Source organism: Corallococcus sp. CA049B, assembly GCF_003611685.1.
GTDB lineage: Bacteria > Myxococcota > Myxococcia > Myxococcales > Myxococcaceae > Corallococcus > Corallococcus coralloides.
In genome coordinates this window covers 1-16,179 of record NZ_RAWC01000058.1, presented here as the reverse complement: position 1 = coordinate 16,179, position 16,179 = coordinate 1, and the positions used below count along the sequence as shown (strand labels likewise).

Genomic DNA, 16,179 nt, shown 5'->3' with positions numbered 1-16,179 from the left:
CGCGCGGGCCCCTGCCTCCTCGGGAAGCCTACATCAGCCCGGGCGAAAACAAGAATTGATCGCCCTCGCGCACGAGCAAAAGCGGCCGCTCGCCCCGCGTGTCCACCGGCCGGGCCGGAAGGTCTCCCTCCACCCGGTAGTGCTCCGTCACCGTCACCTCGTCCCGCTCCAGCCGGGCGTACCACGCCTGGGCCGTCAGCCGCCGTTTGCTCAAGGGGGCCACCTCCGCCCACGTCCGGCCTGCCCCGCCGTCCCCTCCCGGGCCCGCCAGCCGTGACAGCGCCTCCGGCCGCCCCTGCGCCAGGGCCTGCCGCCGCGCCTCCAGCGCCGCCACCATCGCCACCAGCCGGGGCGCCACCGAGGACTCGGGCTTCCACCGGCCGGACGCGCGGGTGAAGGGGACCACCTCCACGCCCGCGGTGCTGACCGTGGTGGCGCCCAGCACGCCCTCGAAGTCCAGCGTGGCGAAGGCCTCCGCGCGCTGGCCGTCCGGCGCCACGGAGACGGAGATGCGGGCGTACTGGAGCTTCCGCGAGACGAGCGGAGCCTGGGCACCGGGCACGGGCAGGGACACGCCGTCGTGCTCGGCCTGCTTCAGGGTGGTGATGATCTCCGCTTCCGGCCCGGCCGCGGCGCCCAGGAGGCGCGAGCCCAGGAACAGGAGGACGCAGGCGGCGGCGAGCGCGGCGATGCCGATGCCCCCCAGCCGGCCCCAGTCCTCCGAGCGCCTCACGAGCCCAGCATCTTCTGGGCACGCTGGGCGGCGGGCGTGCCCGGCAGGCGCTTGAGGACTTCCTTCAGCGTGTTCTGCGCGCGCTCCGTGTCGTTGAGCTTCACGTAGGCGTTGTGGAGGTCGAAGAGGGCCTCCTCCTCCAGCGGCGTGCCCGGATAGTTCTTGAGCAGCCCCTCCAGACGCTGGGCCACGGCCTTCCAGCGCTCGCGCTTCGCGTAGAAGGACGCGACGTACAGCTCATGGCGCGCCAGGCGCTGTTTGGCATCATCCCGGTGCACCGTGGCGTCCTTCACGTACTGCGAATCCGGGTACTCGCGCAGGAAGACGTTCATGGCCCGGAGCGCGTCGTACATGGGCTTCTGCTCCTTCTCGTAGGAAGGCGGCAGGGCGAAGAACTCCGAGGGGAACTCCTGCACGTAGGAGAAGGCCGCGCGGTAGGCGGCGTAGTCCACCTTGGGGTGCGTGGGGTGCAGTCGCATGAAGGAGTCGAACTTCTCGCGCGCCTCCGGGTACATCTCCCGGGCCATGTCCAGGTCCCCCAGCTTCAGCTCCGCCTCGCGGGCGGCCTCCAGGTAGGGGAACTTGGTGCGGACGTGGTCGAAGTACTTCTCCGCCTTGAAGTAGTCGTTGTCCTCCAGCGCGGCCTCGCCCAGCGCCAGGTTCTCCGCGGCCATGGTGGCGTAGTCAGGCTCGCCCGCGGGCCCCGCGGAGAGGGCGGCACAGGCGGACAACATCAGGGCGGACAGGACGAGGACGACGGAGCGCATCACGCCCCCAAACTATTCGTCCTGCCCGGAGGGGTCCAGCGAAGCTTCTCCCACCAGCCGGGTCACGATGTCCGGCGCGAAACCCCGGCTGAGCAAAAGCCGCCCCGCGCGGGCCTGCTCCTTCGCGTCCAGCGGGCGGCCTGCCAGGCGCCGGCGCTCCAGCACCTGCCGTGCGGCCTCCAGCGCGTCGAAGCCCACCGCGTCCTTCGCCTCCGACAGCGCGCGCCGCGCCTGCGTGCCCTCCAGCCCGTGGGCCTGGAGCCGCTGGAGCACGGCGCGGGGGCCCAGCTTGCCCCTGCCCAGCAGGGCCTGGGCGCGTTCACGCGCGAACTTCGCGTCGTCCAGGTAGCCCCACTCCGACAGGCGGGCGAGCACCGCGTCGCGCACGGATCCGGGGTAGCCCTTGCGCTCCAGCGCGAGCGTCAGTTCATGCCGGCTGCGGCCACGCGCCTTGAGCAGGCGCAGGCAGGCGTCGGTGGCGCGCTGGACAGCCTCGGGGCCTTCGGGCTCGTCAACCATCGCGGAGTCCCTACCATGTGGTAACAGGCCTTCGCCATGCACCCCATCCTCGCCCGCTTCCTCACCGCAGACGCCGCCAGGGAAACGCTCCGCAAGGAGAAGGCGGGTGAACCGCTGACTCCAGAGGAGCAGCACTTCGTGACAGCCTCGGACGCCAACCCCAAGCAGAAGGCCATGCTGCTGGGCGTGAGCGGACGCGCGCTGTCCTCCGACGCCCAGGCCGCGCTGGTGCTCCTGGCCGCGCACGCCGCCGCCCGCGCGCTCACTCAGGACGAGTCCCTGTCCGCCGCGACGCAGAAGGCGCGCGAGGCGCTGAAGGAAGAAGGCGCGAGCGACGAGGAGTCCGACGCCTTCCTCGCGTCCATCCTGCTGGAGGAGGCCTTCGGCTACGAGCAGGAGGTGGACAGCTTCGACGCGGACTACGTGAAGGAGTCCCTGGGTGAGGTGCCCGCCCTGGCCGCGCTGTCCAAGGAGTCCGTGGACGCGCTGTTCCTCGCGTTCGCAAAGGCCGCGCCCAACGACGCGGACCGCAAGGCGCGCGAGCACATGGCGCGCGCGCTGTTCGACATCGCCTGGTCGGAAGGGCCCACGTCCATCAACCCGGAGCACCTGGAGACGCTGCTCGACAACGAGGTCATCCAGGAGTCCGACGAGGTGCAGGACGCGCGCGTGCGCGCCACCGTGTCGCTGCTCCAGACGCTGGCGCACCAGGGGCTCATCGGGCCCATGCGCCTCACCCGGCTGCGCGCGCAGCTGGGGGACGACGACGCCTGAGCGGCGCCCTCCCCCTTCGCGCCGGGATTCCTAGAAGCGTTCGATCTGGAAGTCGTCGTCGCCGCCGGCCGCCGGAGCGGGCGCGGCCACCGGGGCGGGCGTGGGCGGACGGGCCGCCACCTGCGGAGGCAGCGGCCGGCCCTGGACGACGCCGGGCGGCGGGGTGGCGGGACGCGGCGCCGCGACGCCGGGCGGAGGCGTCATGGGCCGGGCGGCCATGGGCGCTCCGGGACGCGGGGCCTGGGGCACCGGCGCGGGCGTGGGCGTGGGCGCCATCGGGGCCGCCTGGGTGGGCGCGCCCTTCTGCGCGAAGGACTGCGAGCCCGGGATGGGCCGCTCGTCGCCGGCCTTGGCGTCGAAGGCGTCCCACTTCGAGTCGGACGTGCCGCTGATGCCGGAGAAGCGCAGCGCGAAGTCGTCCGGGTTGCTGGCCTGGCGGTGGGCCTCTTCGTAGGTGACCAGGCCGTTGCGCACCAGGCTCATCAGCGACTGGTCGAACGTCTGCATCCCGTAGGAGTCCGTGCCCTGCGAGATGGCGTCGTGGATCTCCTTCGTGCGGTCCTTGTCTTCAATCAGCTCGCGCACGCGCGCGGTGACGCGCAGCACCTCCACGGCCGCCACACGGCCCTTGCCGTCCGCGCGCGGCACCAGACGCTGACTCACGACGCCGCGAAGCACGCTGGAGAGCTGCAGGCGCACCTGCTTCTGCTGGTGCGGGGGGAACGCGGACACGATGCGGTTGATGGTCTCCGTGGCGTCCAGCGTGTGCAGCGTGGACATCACCAGGTGGCCCGTCTCCGCGGCGTGGAGCGCCGTTTCGATGGTCTCGTGGTCGCGCATTTCGCCCACCAGGATGACGTCCGGGTCCTGGCGCAGCGCGGACTTCAGCGCCTGCGAGAAGCTCATCGTGTCCACACCCACTTCGCGCTGGTTCACGATGGAGCGCTTGTCGCGGATGAGGAACTCGATGGGGTCCTCGATGGTCATGATGTGGTTGGTTTCGTTGGAGTTGATGTAGTCGATCATCGCCGCCAACGTGGTGGACTTGCCGGAGCCCGTGGTGCCCGTCACCAGCACCAGGCCGCGCTCCTCGCCACACACCTTCTCCAGCACCGTGGGCAACAGCAGGTCCTTCATCGTCATCACCTTGAAGGGGATGACGCGGAGCACGGCGCCCACCGTGCCGCGCTGCTGGAAGACGTTCACGCGGAAGCGGCCCAGGCCCGGCACGCCGTAGGCCAGGTCCACCTCGTTGCTGACCTTGAACTTCTCCTTCTGGAACTCGTTCATGATGCCGAACGCCATGCGCGCCACCTCTTCCGGGGGCAGGCGGCGGCCGTCCTTGAGCGGCACCAGCGAACCATCCACGCGGAACATGGGCGGCAGGCCCGCCTTCAGGTGGATGTCGGAGGCTCCGCCGCGCAGGGCGATCTGCAGGATTTCGTTGAGTTCCATGAGGGTGTCCGGATGGTAGCAGAACGCCCCCGCGCGTCGCGACGGGGCGACGCCCACCCGCTTGCCCGCAAAGCACGACGGCGGAGGCTTCCCGAAGGAAACCCCCGCCGACGAACGGCCGGACAACTGGCCGGCAAGCGTGATTAGCGCTTGGAGAACTGGAACCGACGACGGGCGCCGGGCTGGCCGTACTTCTTGCGCTCGACCGCGCGGGCGTCGCGGGTGAGGAAGCCGGCCTTCTTCAGCGCCGGACGGAACTCCGGGTTGAAGGCGCACAGCGCGCGCGCGATGCCGTGACGGATGGCACCGGCCTGGCCGGAGAGGCCGCCGCCGCGCACGTTGACCGTGACGTCGAGCTTGCCCTTCTGCTCCAGGATCTCCAGCGGCTGGTTGAGCACCATCTTCGACGTCTCACGGCCGAAGTACTCGTTGATGTCGCGGCCGTTGATGACGACAGCGCCGTTGCCAGGACGCACCCAGACGCGAGCGGTGGCCTCCTTGCGGCGGCCCGTGGCGTAGAAACCGAGTTCAGGATTGATCGCCATGGTTGTTCTTACGCCTCGACCTTGAACGCCACCGGCTTCTGCGCGGTGTGCGGATGGGTGTCACCAGCATACACCTTGAGCTTCGTCATCATCTGACGGCCCAGGGCATTGCGGGGCAGCATGCGGCGCACGGCGTTGAGGATGATGTCCTCGGGGTGACGCTGGCGCAGCTTCTGGAGGTTGGTGATCTTCAGGGCACCCGGGAAACCGGCGTACGGGTGACGGTAGTACTGCTTGTCCGTCTCCTTCGTACCCGTCACCTTCACCTTCTCGGCGTTGATGACGATGACGTGGTCACCCGTGTCGATGGACGGGGTGTACGTCGGCTTGTGCTTGCCCTTCAGGAGGGTGGCGATCTGACTGGCGGCGCGACCAAGCACCTTGTCGGACACGTCGATGACGTGCCACTGGCGCTTGATGTCCCCAGCCTTGGCGCTGTAGGTCTTCTGCGACATTTCGTGCACTCCAGACTTCGGCGCGACGCCCAGGTGCATGCCAGGGGTCGCGTGCTCGTGCGAACCAACCGCGGGTCCTCCGCCTGAACTCCGACAGAAGCCCGGAAAGGCTGACCCTCCTAGTAGGACGGCGGGATCAAGTCAAGGTTGGGCGTACGGGGGACCCCTCACGGTGCCCGGCCAGGGGTGCCAGGGCCCGGGCTGCCGGCGCCAGGCTTCTTGAAGCGCTCCTTCAGGTTCGCGAAGAAGTTCTTCTCCTTCTCATCCGGAGGACCCTGACGCGGCGCGTCCATGTCCACGATCTCGAAGGCGTCCGGGGGGAGGTCCTCCAGGAAGCGGGAGGGCGTGCGCGGCACTTCCTTGCCGCGCTTCACGCGCACGGTGGAGCGGGTGAGGTAGAGCAGCTCCTTGGCGCGGGTGATGCCCACGTAGCAGAGGCGGCGCTCCTCCTCGAGGTTCTGCGCCTCGCCCTGCATGCCGCCGTGGGGCATCAGGTCCTCCTCCATGCCGATGAAGAAGACGAGCCGGTACTCCAGGCCCTTGGAGGCGTGCAGGGACATCAGCGTGACGCGCTTGTTCTGGCCCGGAACGTCCTCCTCCTCCTGGCGCGTGTCCAGGCTGAGGCGGTTCAGGTACGTGAGGAGGCTGGCCTTGGGGCCCTCGCGCTTCTCGAACTTCTCCAGGGACGCGAGCACCCCATCCACGCCCTTGAGCTTCTTGTCCGCGGCGGTGCCGGAGACGGCCTTGGCGCGGGTGGCCTCCCGGAAGCCAATCTCCTCCAGCAGCTTGTGCGTGGCCTCCGACAGGCGGGGCGTCTGGGCGAAGGCGTCGCGGTAGCGCTCCACCATCTCCACGAACTCCAGCACCTTGCCGCCCGCGCCCGCGGGCAGGTCGTCATAGGTGTCCGCGCGGCGCATCACCGTCCAGAGCGTCACGCCCTCCGCGCGCGAGTGCGCGTGCAGCCGCTCCATGGTGACGTCGCCAATGCCGCGCGAGGGCACGTTGACGATGCGCATGAGGGAGATTTCGTCCAGCTTGTTCGCCAGGACCTTGAAGTACGCGATGACGTCCTTCACCTCGCTGCGGTCGAAGAACTCGCTGCCGCCCACGACTTCGTAGGCGATGTTCTTCTCGCGCAGCATCTCCTCCACCGGGTGGGCCTGGCCGTTGGTGCGGTAGAGCACCGCGATGTCGTCCGCGGGGACGCCAAGCGAGATGTGCTTCTGGATTTCATGCGCGATGAAGCGGGCCTCCTCTTCATCATTGGGGCACGCCACCACCTTCACCAGCGGGCCGCCCTTGCGGTCGGTCCACATGCGCTTGTCCTTGCGCTCCGGGTTCTTGGCGATGACGGCGTTGGCCGCGTCCAGCACGCGCTGGGAGGAGCGGTAGTTCTGCTCCAGCCGCACCTCCTTGCCGCCCGGGAAGTGCCGGTCGAAGTCCAGGATGTTGCGCACCTCCGCGCCGCGCCAGGAGTAGATGCACTGGTCGTCGTCGCCCACCGCGCACACGTTGCGCGACTCGCCCGCGAGCAGCTTGAGCAGGTCCAGCTGCGCGTGGTTGGTGTCCTGGAACTCGTCCACCAGGAGGTACTGGAAGCGGGCCGTGTACTTGCGGTGCAGGTCCGGGTGCTCGCGCAAGAGGCGCGCGGGCAGCACCAGCAGGTCGTCGAAGTCCACCGAGCCCTGCGCCTTGAGCGCGAGCTGGTAGTCCGCGAAGACCATGGAGGTGATGAGGTCGTAGTCGTCCCCCATCCCCTCCGGCTTGGGCTGGGGCGCCTCACCGGAGTTCTTCGCCTTGGAGATGAGGGTGAGGACCTTGCGCGCGTCGAAGGCGCGGTCGTCGATGCGCTTGTCGCGCATGGCGCGGCGGATGATGGAGAGCTGGTCGCCCATGTCCGCGATGGCGAACTTCTTGGGCCAGCCCAGCCGGTGGATGTCCTCGCGCAGCACCTCCGCGCCGAACGCGTGGAAGGTGCACACCAGCACGCCCTGGGCGCGCGGCCCGGCCATGTGGATGAGGCGTTCCTTCATCTCCGTGGCGGCCTTGTTGGTGAAGGTCACCGCGAGGATGTTGCGGGCCATGATGTGGTTCGGCCGCTCGTTGAGCAGATGGACGATGCGGTGGGTGATGACCCGCGTCTTCCCGCTGCCAGCGCCTGCCAGCACGAGCAGGGGGCCCTGGAGCGTCACCACGGCCTCGCGCTGAGGAGGATTGAGCTTCGAAAGGTCCATTGCGCGCGGGCCAGGGATACCCTTTGATTCGCTCGTGCGCGACTATTTCCTCCGGCTGGCCATCGCATCGTTCGCGCTCGGCGTGGGCGGCGGATGCCTTGACGACGAACGCACGACCTCTCCCACCCCGCGCGACGTGGTGACGACCGCCGCACCGTGCGTGTATTTCAAGGACCTGGCGCCGTTCCTGCCGGAGTCGCTGGAGGGCTTCACGGTGGGTGCCACCGCGGGCTCCACGGGGAAGTACGGCGAGGTGTCCGTGTCGGAGGCGGAGCGCACCTACACCCGAGGCGAAGGCCGCGAGGTGAAGGTGCGCATCGTGGACACGACCATGGGGCTGAAGCTGGGGCAGGCCATCCGCGAGGCGGCGCAGAAGGCACGCGGGCGGGCAGCCAGCGACCCCACGGCGCCCATCCAGTGGAAGGAGGCCGTGGGCTTCGTGCGCTATGACGCGGACGAGGCCGTCGCGGAGGCGAACCTCCTGGTGGGTGAGCGGTTCGTGGTGGCCGTCACCAGCCGCGGCTTCCCCAGCACCGTGGAGGTGCGGCGGGTGGCGCGAGGCATCGACCTGGCCGGGCTGGCCCGGCTGCAGTGATTCAAGACTTCAAGGAGCGTTTGTGGCGGTGAAGGACAAGGGGTCACGGCCCCAGACGACCCAGGAGTTGCTGGAGCAGGAGAAGGCGGCGCGCCTGGGCGTGTCGTCGCTGGGCAAGCGCGAGTTCATGGATCAGTTCCAGAAGCTGTCCAAGAGCTACGCGGTGGACCCGGGCAACCCCGGCTCCTATGCGTGCGAGGGCTGCCAGCGCTGCGCCAACTGCATGTTCTGCAAGGACTGCGACAGCTGCCACCAGTGCACGCACTGCACGCGGTGCGAGCTGTGCACCAACTGCTCGCACTGCGTGGAGTGCAAGAACTGCCACGCGTGCGCCTACTGCGTGCAGAGCGAGAACTGCTCCAGCAGCGCGTACGTGGTGATGAGCAAGAACCTGCAGGACTGCAACTACTGCTTCGGGTGCGTGGGGCTGTCCAAGAAGGACTTCCACATCCTCAACGTGGGCTTTTCCCGCACGGAGTACTTCAAGGTCGTGGGCCGGCTGCGCAAGGAGCTGGGCATCCCGTAAGCAGTCCAGCCCCCCGCCCCGCCGCGCCCGGCCTTACAGGGCGCGCACGTAGAGGGCCTTGAGGTACTCCGTCTCCGCGAGGCCCGCGAGCACCGGGTGGTCCAGGCCGGCGCCCCGCCGCTCCAGAATCTGCACCGGGCGCTTCGCGTCCGCGGCGGCGTCCAGGACCATGGACTCGAAGCCCTGCCGGTCCAGCTTCCCCGAGCACGAGCACGTGACGAGCAGGCCGTCCGGCTTGAGGCAGCGCAGGGCGCGCAGGTTGAGCTCGTGGTAGGCGCGCAGCGCGGTGGCCAGACCCTCGCGGCGCTTGGCCAGCCCGGGCGGGTCCAGGACGATGGTGTCGAAGCGGCGGCCCTCCTGGTCGAAGCGGCGCAGCACGTCGAACGCGTTGCCGTTCTCCACCTTCACGTTGGCGCGGCCGTTGGCCTCCGCGTTGGTCTGGATGCGCGCGGCGGCCTTCGCGTCCTGCTCCACCGCGAGCACCGACGTGCAGTGCTTCGCGAGCGCGAGCGCGAAGCCGCCGTGGTAGCTGAAGCAGTCCAGCGCCTCGCCCCGGCCCAGCTCGCCCGCGCGCAGGTGGTTGTCCACCTGGTCCAGGAACGCGCCCGTCTTCATGTCGCCCAAGAGGTCCACTTCGAAGCGGTTGTCGCCCTCGTGGTAGGTGAAGCGCGCGGCGCCCTCGCCGTGCAGCAGGCGCACCTCGCGGGGCAGGCTCTCGAAGTCGCGGCCGGAGGCGTCGTCGCGGCATACGACATGGCTTGCGCCCGTCCTCTCCACCAGGGCGCGCGCGAGCATCTCCTTGCGCGCGTCCATGCCCTCCGACAGCGTCTGCACCGTGAGGCCCTGGCCGTAGCGGTCCACGAAGAAGCCGGGGAGCAGGTCCGCCTCGCCGTGCACCAGGCGCAGGCCGTCCCGCCCCGGCAGCACGGCGCGGCGGGCGAGCGCGGCCTCCAGGCGCCGGATGAAGAAGGCGTCGTCCACCTTCTCCTCATTCGGCCCCTTGCGCGTGAGCAGCCGCAGGGCGAGCGGGGAGCGGCGGGCGTAGAGCGCCTGGCCGATGGGGTTTCCCTGCGGATCCACCACCGCGACCACGGCGCCTGGCGTGTCGGTGGCGGGGGCCTCGGTGAGCTCCGTGCGGTACACCCAGGGGGTGCCGCGACGCAGCGTCTTGGCGCCCTTGAGGCTGACCCGGGCGGTGGGAAGAGAAGGCATGTCTTGAGCTCACTCCAGGCCGCGCGCGGCCAGTTCCTCGTCGTCTTCCCCGCGCAGATGCCCGATTTCATGCAGCAGTGTCACGCGAATCTGTTCGCGCAGCTCTTCGGGCGTGCGCACCGCGCGGGCCAGGTTGCGCCGGTAGAGGGCCACCGAGCGGCAGGGCGTCTCCGAGCCGTCGCACGGTTCCTGGAGGGACGGCCCCCGGAACAGGCCCAGGATGGTGGGCGACAGGGGCGGCTGGTTGGCGAGCAGGTCGTCCTCGGAGGGAATCTCCTCCGTGGCCACCGGCACGCCCTCCAGGTCCCGGCGCATGTCCGCGGGCAGGTCCGCCAGCGCGCGCTTCACCTGGGCCTTGAACTCGTCCGCCGAAGGCAGGGGCGGCGGAGGGAAGTCCTCGGGCTCCAGCGCGCGGGCCTTCTGGAAGTGCTCGTCCGCCCTGGCCCACTGGCCCTCGCGCTCCAGGAGCAGGCCCAGGTGCTGGTACGCGTGCGCCGCGCGGTCCTTGTCCTTCAGGAGCGACACGAAGGCCGCCTTCGCCTCGCGGAAGCGGCACAGCTCGAAGAGGGCCAGGGCCTTCTCGTACTTCGCCTCGGCGTTGCCCGGCTCGCGGGCGAGCACGATGGCGGCGCGATCCAACGCCTGGTCAGCCTGCCCCAGGTCGTTGAAGGCCATGGCGGCCACCAGCGCCAGCGGCGGCACGAGCTCCGGGGGCGTGGAGGGCTGGGACAGGCCGCGCTCGGCGTAGAGGGCGCCCAGCTCGTCCCGCTCGCGCGTGGAGGGCAGCTGCACCGCGTACAGGTGCGCGGCGCCCAGGAGCGCGTCCGCGTCCCCCGGGTCGATGGCCAGCGCGCGGGCGTAGGCGAGCTGCGCCTCCGGCTCGCGGTTGAGCGCGGCCAGCGCGGAGCCCCGTTCCGCGTGGGCCGCGGCGAGGTCCGGCTCCAGCGCGGCGGCCTGCGCGGCGCAGGAGAGCGCCTCTTCGTAGTGGCCCGCGTCGTAGTAGTCGCGGGCCGCGTCCAGGGGGGCTCCGCCCCGAGCGTCACACACCGCCAGCGGGTGCACCTCCGCCACCGCGTCGTCCGGGCGCTTCACGGAAGGATGGGGGCCCGCGTCCAGGGGGCCTTCCGCGAGCGCTCCCGCATCCGTGCCCGCGTCAGCCGCCACGGCGGACGTGGCAGTGCCCGCATCCGTGCCCGCGTCGGCGTCCGCCGGAGGGGGTCGTTTGCAGGAGGCGAGCAGGAGGAGACAGACAGCGAGCAGACCGCGCCGCGACATGGCCAGGGAGGCTATGGCATCCACCCCATGCACAGGAAGCGGGGACGTGCCTGCCCGCCCGAGGGGTCCCATCCCCTCCCCGGCTGCATTACCCTCTGGCCTCCCATGAGCGAACTCATCCTGGCCTCCACCTCCAGCGCGCGCCGGGCCCTGATGGACGGGCTGGGCGTGCCCTACCGCACCGAGGCCCCCAACGTGGACGAGCAGGTCCCCGCCGGCCTGCCCGCCGACGAGGCCGTGCGGATGCTCGCCGTGCGCAAGGCCCGCGCGGTGCAGGAGCGCCACCCGGAGGCCTGGGTGCTGGGCGCGGATCAGCTGGTGGAGGTGGGCCACGACGTGCTGGGCAAGCCCCAGGACCGGGACGCGGCGCGCGCCCAGCTTCAGCGCCTGCTGGGGAGCACCCACGTCATCCACACCGCCGTGTGCCTGCTGGGGCCGGGCGGCCATCACTCGGAGACGCTGGAGGACGCGCGCCTCACGTTCTTCCCCGTCCCGCCAGAGGAGCTGGAGCGCTACCTGGACACCGGCGAGTGGGAGGGCTGCGCGGGCAGCTACCGCGTGGAGGGCCGCGGGCAGGCGCTGCTCCAGAAGCTGGAGGGCGACCGCACCAACGTGCAGGGGCTGCCCATGCTGTCGGTGGTGCGGCTCTTGCGGCAGGCGGGCTTCGACCTCTTCGCCCGCCGTCAGGCTCCGGCCTAGGCCCTGGCGCTTCAGCGCGGGCCGGACAGCTCCGCCAGAATCTCCTGGTACGCGGCCCGGGCCTTGTCCGCCTGGTCCGCCTTGAAGCTCGCCGCGGCCACCACCGGGTGGCCGCCCCCGCCGTAGCGGCCGGCGATGGCGGACAGGTCGTGCTTGCGCGTCTGGGGCTTCCACGGGTTGGAGCCCAGCGAGACCTTGGCGCGCGACGCGCCCCTGCCCACCCACAGCGTGTAGCGCGCGTCCGGATAGAGCGCGTACGCGATGAACTTGTTGAGGCTGTCCACGCCCTCGTCCACCAGGTCGAAGTGGACGACGCCGTTCTCGTACCGGGCCTTCTCACGCACCAGGTCGATGTTGCGCTGGTGCCGGAAGAGCAGCGGCTCCAGCGGGGCGGCGATGAGCGGCGACGCGGCGATGTCCGCCAGGCCTTCCGTCTGCATGCGCCGGATGACCTCCGGGATGAGCGTGTCGTCCTTCGTGGCCTCCAGCACCGTCATGATGCGCAGCGCGGGCTCCTCCAGCGCCACCGCCATCTGGGGGCTGGGGAACTGCGCGCCGTCGATGATCTCCGCCCAGTACAGCAGGTCCTTCAGCGGGGACGCGTCCCAGCCGAAGCGCTCGCGCGCCACGTCCGCCAGGTACAGCGTGCAGCTCTTGCGATGCGGGTCGTGGAACTTCTTGCCGCTGGTGTCGCGCTGGAAGTGGGGCTCGTCGCCGGGCTGCTGGAAGGCGGAGGCGTGGTGGTCGAACCACCAGGTGAGCCGCGCATCCTGGCTGTAGCGGAAGTCGACGATGACGTTCTCGTCGCCCGTGAAGACGGCCGGGTCGATTCCCTCCGCCCCCGGCTTGTGGGCGAGGCCCCGGTAGCTGAACGTCGCGTCCGCGCGCACGCGCTCCCGGTAGAAGCGGGTGAAGACCGCGGCGCTGGCCGCGCCGTCGAAACAGTTGTCGTGGAAGAGGACCTGGACTCGCATGGGCGCCCGCCCTCTACCCCAAAGCCCCGCCGCGTCCCAACCGCACCGTGGTCGCCTGCCCGCAGGGGCTGTGGCCAGGGGGTGACACCCGACCCAGCCCTGTCGTCGCATGACCGCAGGGAGGTGCGCGCCATTGAACGATGCGTGGAAATCACCGCACTGGATGAACGAAAAACTCGACAGAACGAGGAACGACCCTGAAGGGCTGAAAAAAGGAAGGCCCGCTCGCCCCTCGGAAACCCGCTACCCGCGAGGAAAACCCCTGGATTCAGGAACCTGACGGGGAGGCTGAGCCCTGGCACCCCGCCTGCATGGTGTCAGACCGACGAGGTACTCACCCGCGTGTCGGCAGTGGCGGGAGGAACCATGGCGAAGCGGACCGCAGGCAAGGCGAAGGGTGGCACGGTGCGGCGGCAGGGTCGGCGGGTGATGCCCGCGCTGCGTCGCACGGCGAAGCGCGCGCGGGTGGCGGCCCAGAAGGCCCAGCTCACCGTGGGCGAGGTCATCGCGGCGGCGTTCGACACTGCGGGCGGAGAGATGAGCGGCGTGCTGGAGCTCGTCACGTCCCCGCAGATGACCCGCGCGCTGGGCCGCCGCATCGTCGTCGTGGGCTGAAAGAGCGCTCGCGTCCCGGCCCGCGAAGCCCAGGCCGTGCTCCATCACCCTGGAGCGCGCGGGCGCGGAGCCGTCGCGACACGGCTGTCAGCCTTCCTCCACCAGGTGCCGCGTTTCGCGTGAGCGCGGGTGGAGCCCTTCTCCCTCCCTTTTCGTCCTGGAACCTGGATTGGCTGGACCGGGTAATGGATCCGCTCGGGGTTCATCCGGACCCTGGACTGCCCGCGTTCGTCACTTCGCGCCGGGTGTGCGGCGCGCTTCGCCCTTGAAACACGACGGCCCGTGTTCCCTTGCGAAACGGGGAACACGGGCCGGGAAGCCCCGGTTCGCGGGGCTTGGGACGGCTGGGATTAGCGGGGCTGCCAGCGCGGGCGGTGGTCGTCACCCTCGCTCGTCAGCACCGTGTACGTGTCCTTCGGGTGGGTGATGGCCGTGGCGGCGGGCTGGCCCGTGGCCGGGTCGATGCCCCTCACGACGAGCTGACCGCCCAGGACATAGGCCACGAGGCTGCCGTCCGGGGAGAACGACGGCAGCGTGGCGTTCTCCGCGAAGAGCACCGGCTCGCCCACCTTCGCGCCCGAGCTGTCCACGCCCTGCACGTAGATGTCGTTGCCCCGGTCGGTGCCGCACAGCTCCGCGCCAACGTTGCCGCACAGCGTGGCCGCGTTGCCGACGAGCAGGAAGTTCGCGCGCACGTACGCCACCCACTTGCCGTCCGGCGACCAGTTCGGGTTCGCGATGTACGAGTCGACCGAGCCGCCCTCCACGGGCCGGGTCGAGGTGCCCGCGAGCAGCTTCGGGTCGCCGCCGCCCGTCACCGGCAGCGAGTACAGCTTGAGCACCGGGGTGGCCTCCGCGCCGAAGTTCACGGTGGTGCCTTCGGGGTTGGCCAGGAAGAGCAGCTGCGAGGTGGTGCGGTTGTAGTGCGGCTGCTCGCCCGAGGTGGGCGAGCCCGCCAGCGGAGTCGGCGTGCCGCTGCCCGTGGAGATGGAGATGCCATTGCTCGCGGCGCTGTACGCGAAGCTCGTGCCGTCGGGCGCCCAGTCCGGGAAGGTGCCGTTGACGGTGGCCTGCGCGGGCGAGCCGCCCGTCGCCGCGATGGTGGAGATGCCCGTGCTGCCGCGCACCCAGGCGATGAGGCTGCCCGGCTCCCACTCCATGTAGCGGATGCGCGCACCGCCGGCGGCCGTGCCCGTGGTCAGCACGGTGGGCGCGGCGGCCGTGAGCGGCACGGGGCGCACCGCGAGCTCACCCGCGGCGCCGGTGACGTCACCCTGCACGAAGGCCACCTGGGCGCCGTCCGGGCCGAAGCGCGGGTAGGCGCTGGCGACGCCGTCGGCGCTGAGCGACGTCATCCCCGGCACGTCGTATTCCGTCACCAGCGCGCGCGTGCCGCCGTCGTTGCCCGTCACGGCGATGTGGAGCGACTGACAGGTGGCGGCCTCGCAGCGCAGGCCCGCCATGCAGTCCGTGGACGCGGTGCACGCATCGCCCTTGGCCACGTTCATGCCCGCGTCGACCTCCGTCCCGGCGTCCTCGGTGCCCGCGTCGACCTCCGTGCCCGCGTCGACCTCCGCGCCCGCGTCGACCTCCGTGCCCGCGTCGACCTCCGTGCCCGCGTCCTCTTCCGGCTGGGGCGTGAGGTTCTGCAGTTCGCACGTGTTGTCCGCGTTGCAGGTCCACTGCTGGCCCGCCGGAGGGGCGCCCTTGTCACGGCAGTCGAACTGGTCGACGCACTCGTCGCCACAGCCCGTGCCCAGCACCGTCAGCGCCCCGAACAACGCCCCCAACACCACTCGCCTGGTCATTCCCACACCTCCACGATCGCGATGGATCCAAAGTCAGTGGGCGCGTCTTAGCTTCGCGCTCACGGGTGCCGGGGCGCCTCGAAGGGCACGGCATCCAGGGCTGTCAGTGATTGAACGGGTCTGCGAAGAAGGGTGCTCAATGATCGACACGCACTGCCATCTGGACGCCTCGCGCTTCGACCCGGACCGCGACAGCGTTGTCGCGCGCGCCTGGGCCGCGGGGCTGCACGGCATCATCATCCCCGCGGTGGGCCCGGACACGTGGGAGCCCCTGCTCGCGCTGCCGCGCAAGGACGCGCGCATCCAGGTGGGGCTGGGCATCCATCCCCAGTTCCTGCCGGACCTGCCGCCGGAGGACGACGGCGCGCACCTGGAGCGGCTGGACGCGCTGCTGTCACGGGGCGGCGCGGTGGCGGTGGGCGAGTGCGGCCTGGACGGGCCGTCCCTCCCCGGCGCCCCGCTGGAGCGGCAGCTGGCGGTGCTGCGCGGGCACCTGGCCCTGGCGCGCAAGCACGGGCTGCCGGTGCTGATGCACTGCCACCGGCTGCACCCGGCGCTGATGGAGTTCCTGAAGGCGGAGGCCTGGCCGGAGGCCGGCATCCTGATGCACAGCTACAGCGGCGGCGCGGAGCTGGCGCGCTTCTACATCCAGAAGGGCTGCCACTTCTCCTTCGCGGGCCCGGTGACCTGGGCGGAGGCGCGCAAGCCGCTGGACGCCCTGCGCGTGATTCCGGCGGACCGGCTGGTGGCGGAGACGGACTCGCCGGACCAGGCGCCCACGCCCTTCCGGGGGCAGCGCTCCGAACCCGGCTACCTGCCCCACATCCTCGCGGGCATGGCGCAGGCGCTGGGGGAGCCGGTGGAGGCGCTCGCCCAGCGGACGACCGAGAACGCCCGGCGCCTCTTCCGGGAAGCTTTCCCCTCCCCTTCGCGGTAGGCGAGCGTCGCGTGATAGAGGAGCCCTTCATGAACCCGCAGCCCGCCCCCACCCCC

17 protein-coding genes are annotated in these 16,179 nt (G+C 70.7%); 6 read left to right on the top strand and 11 right to left on the bottom strand.

Annotated elements, in window-relative coordinates; all coding sequences use genetic code 11:
• Positions 1 to 28: 28 nt before the first annotated feature.
• Genes D7W82_RS15590 through D7W82_RS15580 form a run of 3 tightly spaced genes read right to left on the bottom strand, consistent with a single transcriptional unit; the run spans position 29 to position 2,019 of the window.
• A complete protein-coding gene (locus D7W82_RS15590; RefSeq protein WP_120619112.1) occupies positions 29 to 733 on the bottom strand; it encodes a hypothetical protein in 705 nt (234 codons plus the stop codon).
• The gene (locus D7W82_RS15585; RefSeq protein ID WP_120619111.1) at positions 730 to 1,500 is read right to left on the bottom strand and encodes an outer membrane protein assembly factor BamD; all 771 of its coding nucleotides are present in this window, start codon (positions 1,498 to 1,500) and stop codon (positions 730 to 732) included. The genes D7W82_RS15590 and D7W82_RS15585 overlap by 4 nt, the downstream gene beginning before the upstream one ends.
• 12 nt (positions 1,501 to 1,512) lie before the next feature.
• Complete coding sequence (locus tag D7W82_RS15580) at positions 1,513 to 2,019, bottom strand: regulatory protein RecX (protein ID WP_120619110.1); 507 nt, start codon at positions 2,017 to 2,019, stop codon at positions 1,513 to 1,515.
• Between the two features lie 36 nt (positions 2,020 to 2,055).
• Between D7W82_RS15580 and D7W82_RS15575 the strand changes: the two genes are divergently transcribed.
• The gene (locus D7W82_RS15575; RefSeq protein ID WP_120619109.1) at positions 2,056 to 2,793 is read left to right on the top strand and encodes a hypothetical protein; all 738 of its coding nucleotides are present in this window, start codon (positions 2,056 to 2,058) and stop codon (positions 2,791 to 2,793) included.
• A 30-nt stretch (positions 2,794 to 2,823) separates the two neighbouring features.
• On the opposite strand, the gene D7W82_RS15570 is transcribed toward D7W82_RS15575, so the two are convergent.
• The 4 genes from D7W82_RS15570 to D7W82_RS15555 all read right to left on the bottom strand — a co-directional run bounded on the left by D7W82_RS15570 (position 2,824) and on the right by D7W82_RS15555 (position 7,482).
• The gene (locus D7W82_RS15570; RefSeq protein WP_120619130.1) at positions 2,824 to 4,248 is read right to left on the bottom strand and encodes a type IV pilus twitching motility protein PilT; all 1,425 of its coding nucleotides are present in this window, start codon (positions 4,246 to 4,248) and stop codon (positions 2,824 to 2,826) included.
• Between the two features lie 143 nt (positions 4,249 to 4,391).
• Positions 4,392 to 4,793, bottom strand: coding sequence for a 30S ribosomal protein S9 (gene rpsI / locus D7W82_RS15565; RefSeq protein ID WP_120526842.1), 402 nt, complete (start codon positions 4,791 to 4,793; stop codon positions 4,392 to 4,394).
• An 8-nt stretch (positions 4,794 to 4,801) separates the two neighbouring features.
• Positions 4,802 to 5,248: a 50S ribosomal protein L13 gene (gene rplM / locus D7W82_RS15560; protein ID WP_043321175.1), complete on the bottom strand. Its 447-nt coding sequence runs from the start codon at positions 5,246 to 5,248 to the stop codon at positions 4,802 to 4,804.
• A 167-nt stretch (positions 5,249 to 5,415) separates the two neighbouring features.
• Positions 5,416 to 7,482: an ATP-dependent helicase gene (locus tag D7W82_RS15555; RefSeq protein ID WP_120619108.1), complete on the bottom strand. Its 2,067-nt coding sequence runs from the start codon at positions 7,480 to 7,482 to the stop codon at positions 5,416 to 5,418.
• 34 nt (positions 7,483 to 7,516) lie between these two features.
• Between D7W82_RS15555 and D7W82_RS15550 the strand changes: the two genes are divergently transcribed.
• Positions 7,517 to 8,077, top strand: a complete 561-nt coding sequence (locus D7W82_RS15550; RefSeq protein ID WP_233587605.1) for a hypothetical protein — start codon at positions 7,517 to 7,519, stop codon at positions 8,075 to 8,077.
• Between the two features lie 28 nt (positions 8,078 to 8,105).
• A complete protein-coding gene (locus D7W82_RS15545; RefSeq protein ID WP_120619128.1) occupies positions 8,106 to 8,603 on the top strand; it encodes a caib/baif family protein in 498 nt (165 codons plus the stop codon).
• A gap of 33 nt (positions 8,604 to 8,636) precedes the next feature.
• On the opposite strand, the gene D7W82_RS15540 is transcribed toward D7W82_RS15545, so the two are convergent.
• Positions 8,637 to 9,815 carry a class I SAM-dependent rRNA methyltransferase gene (locus D7W82_RS15540; protein WP_120619107.1) on the bottom strand — a complete coding sequence of 393 codons (1,179 nt, stop codon included), beginning with the start codon at positions 9,813 to 9,815 and terminating at the stop codon, positions 8,637 to 8,639.
• Positions 9,816 to 9,824: 9 nt separating this feature from the next.
• Entirely contained in the window at positions 9,825 to 11,090 is a 1,266-nt protein-coding gene (locus tag D7W82_RS15535; protein ID WP_120619106.1) for a metallopeptidase family protein, read from the bottom strand.
• Positions 11,091 to 11,195: 105 nt separating this feature from the next.
• On the opposite strand from D7W82_RS15535, the gene D7W82_RS15530 reads away from it, so the two are divergent.
• Positions 11,196 to 11,789 (top strand): nucleoside triphosphate pyrophosphatase, encoded by a 594-nt coding sequence (locus tag D7W82_RS15530; protein ID WP_120619105.1) that lies wholly within the window; start codon positions 11,196 to 11,198, stop codon positions 11,787 to 11,789.
• 11 nt (positions 11,790 to 11,800) lie between these two features.
• On the opposite strand, the gene D7W82_RS15525 is transcribed toward D7W82_RS15530, so the two are convergent.
• Complete coding sequence (locus D7W82_RS15525) at positions 11,801 to 12,763, bottom strand: bifunctional oligoribonuclease/PAP phosphatase NrnA (protein WP_120619104.1); 963 nt, start codon at positions 12,761 to 12,763, stop codon at positions 11,801 to 11,803.
• Positions 12,764 to 13,129: 366 nt separating this feature from the next.
• Here D7W82_RS15525 and D7W82_RS15520 point away from each other — a divergent pair, with 366 nt between their 5' ends.
• A complete protein-coding gene (locus tag D7W82_RS15520; RefSeq protein ID WP_120619103.1) occupies positions 13,130 to 13,378 on the top strand; it encodes a hypothetical protein in 249 nt (82 codons plus the stop codon).
• A 350-nt stretch (positions 13,379 to 13,728) separates the two neighbouring features.
• On the opposite strand, the gene D7W82_RS15515 is transcribed toward D7W82_RS15520, so the two are convergent.
• On the bottom strand, positions 13,729 to 15,186 hold the full coding sequence (locus tag D7W82_RS15515) for a PD40 domain-containing protein (RefSeq protein WP_120619102.1): 1,458 nt from the start codon (positions 15,184 to 15,186) through the stop codon (positions 13,729 to 13,731).
• Between the two features lie 139 nt (positions 15,187 to 15,325).
• Here D7W82_RS15515 and D7W82_RS15510 point away from each other — a divergent pair, with 139 nt between their 5' ends.
• Positions 15,326 to 16,123 carry a TatD family hydrolase gene (locus D7W82_RS15510; protein ID WP_120619101.1) on the top strand — a complete coding sequence of 266 codons (798 nt, stop codon included), beginning with the start codon at positions 15,326 to 15,328 and terminating at the stop codon, positions 16,121 to 16,123.
• The last annotated feature ends 56 nt before the right edge of the window (positions 16,124 to 16,179 follow it).

Coding starts and splice junctions, on each gene's coding strand:
- D7W82_RS15575 (WP_120619109.1), top strand. CDS start 2,056: ATGCACCCCATCCTCGCCCGCTTCCTCACCGCAGACGCCGCCAGGGAA.
- D7W82_RS15515 (WP_120619102.1), bottom strand. CDS start 15,186: ATGACCAGGCGAGTGGTGTTGGGGGCGTTGTTCGGGGCGCTGACGGTG.
- D7W82_RS15585 (WP_120619111.1), bottom strand. CDS start 1,500: ATGCGCTCCGTCGTCCTCGTCCTGTCCGCCCTGATGTTGTCCGCCTGT.
- D7W82_RS15520 (WP_120619103.1), top strand. CDS start 13,130: ATGGCGAAGCGGACCGCAGGCAAGGCGAAGGGTGGCACGGTGCGGCGG.
- D7W82_RS15540 (WP_120619107.1), bottom strand. CDS start 9,815: ATGCCTTCTCTTCCCACCGCCCGGGTCAGCCTCAAGGGCGCCAAGACG.
- D7W82_RS15525 (WP_120619104.1), bottom strand. CDS start 12,763: ATGCGAGTCCAGGTCCTCTTCCACGACAACTGTTTCGACGGCGCGGCC.
- D7W82_RS15555 (WP_120619108.1), bottom strand. CDS start 7,482: ATGGACCTTTCGAAGCTCAATCCTCCTCAGCGCGAGGCCGTGGTGACG.
- D7W82_RS15530 (WP_120619105.1), top strand. CDS start 11,196: ATGAGCGAACTCATCCTGGCCTCCACCTCCAGCGCGCGCCGGGCCCTG.
- D7W82_RS15570 (WP_120619130.1), bottom strand. CDS start 4,248: ATGGAACTCAACGAAATCCTGCAGATCGCCCTGCGCGGCGGAGCCTCC.
- rpsI (WP_120526842.1), bottom strand. CDS start 4,793: ATGGCGATCAATCCTGAACTCGGTTTCTACGCCACGGGCCGCCGCAAG.
- D7W82_RS15580 (WP_120619110.1), bottom strand. CDS start 2,019: ATGGTTGACGAGCCCGAAGGCCCCGAGGCTGTCCAGCGCGCCACCGAC.
- D7W82_RS15510 (WP_120619101.1), top strand. CDS start 15,326: ATGATCGACACGCACTGCCATCTGGACGCCTCGCGCTTCGACCCGGAC.
- rplM (WP_043321175.1), bottom strand. CDS start 5,248: ATGTCGCAGAAGACCTACAGCGCCAAGGCTGGGGACATCAAGCGCCAG.
- D7W82_RS15535 (WP_120619106.1), bottom strand. CDS start 11,090: ATGTCGCGGCGCGGTCTGCTCGCTGTCTGTCTCCTCCTGCTCGCCTCC.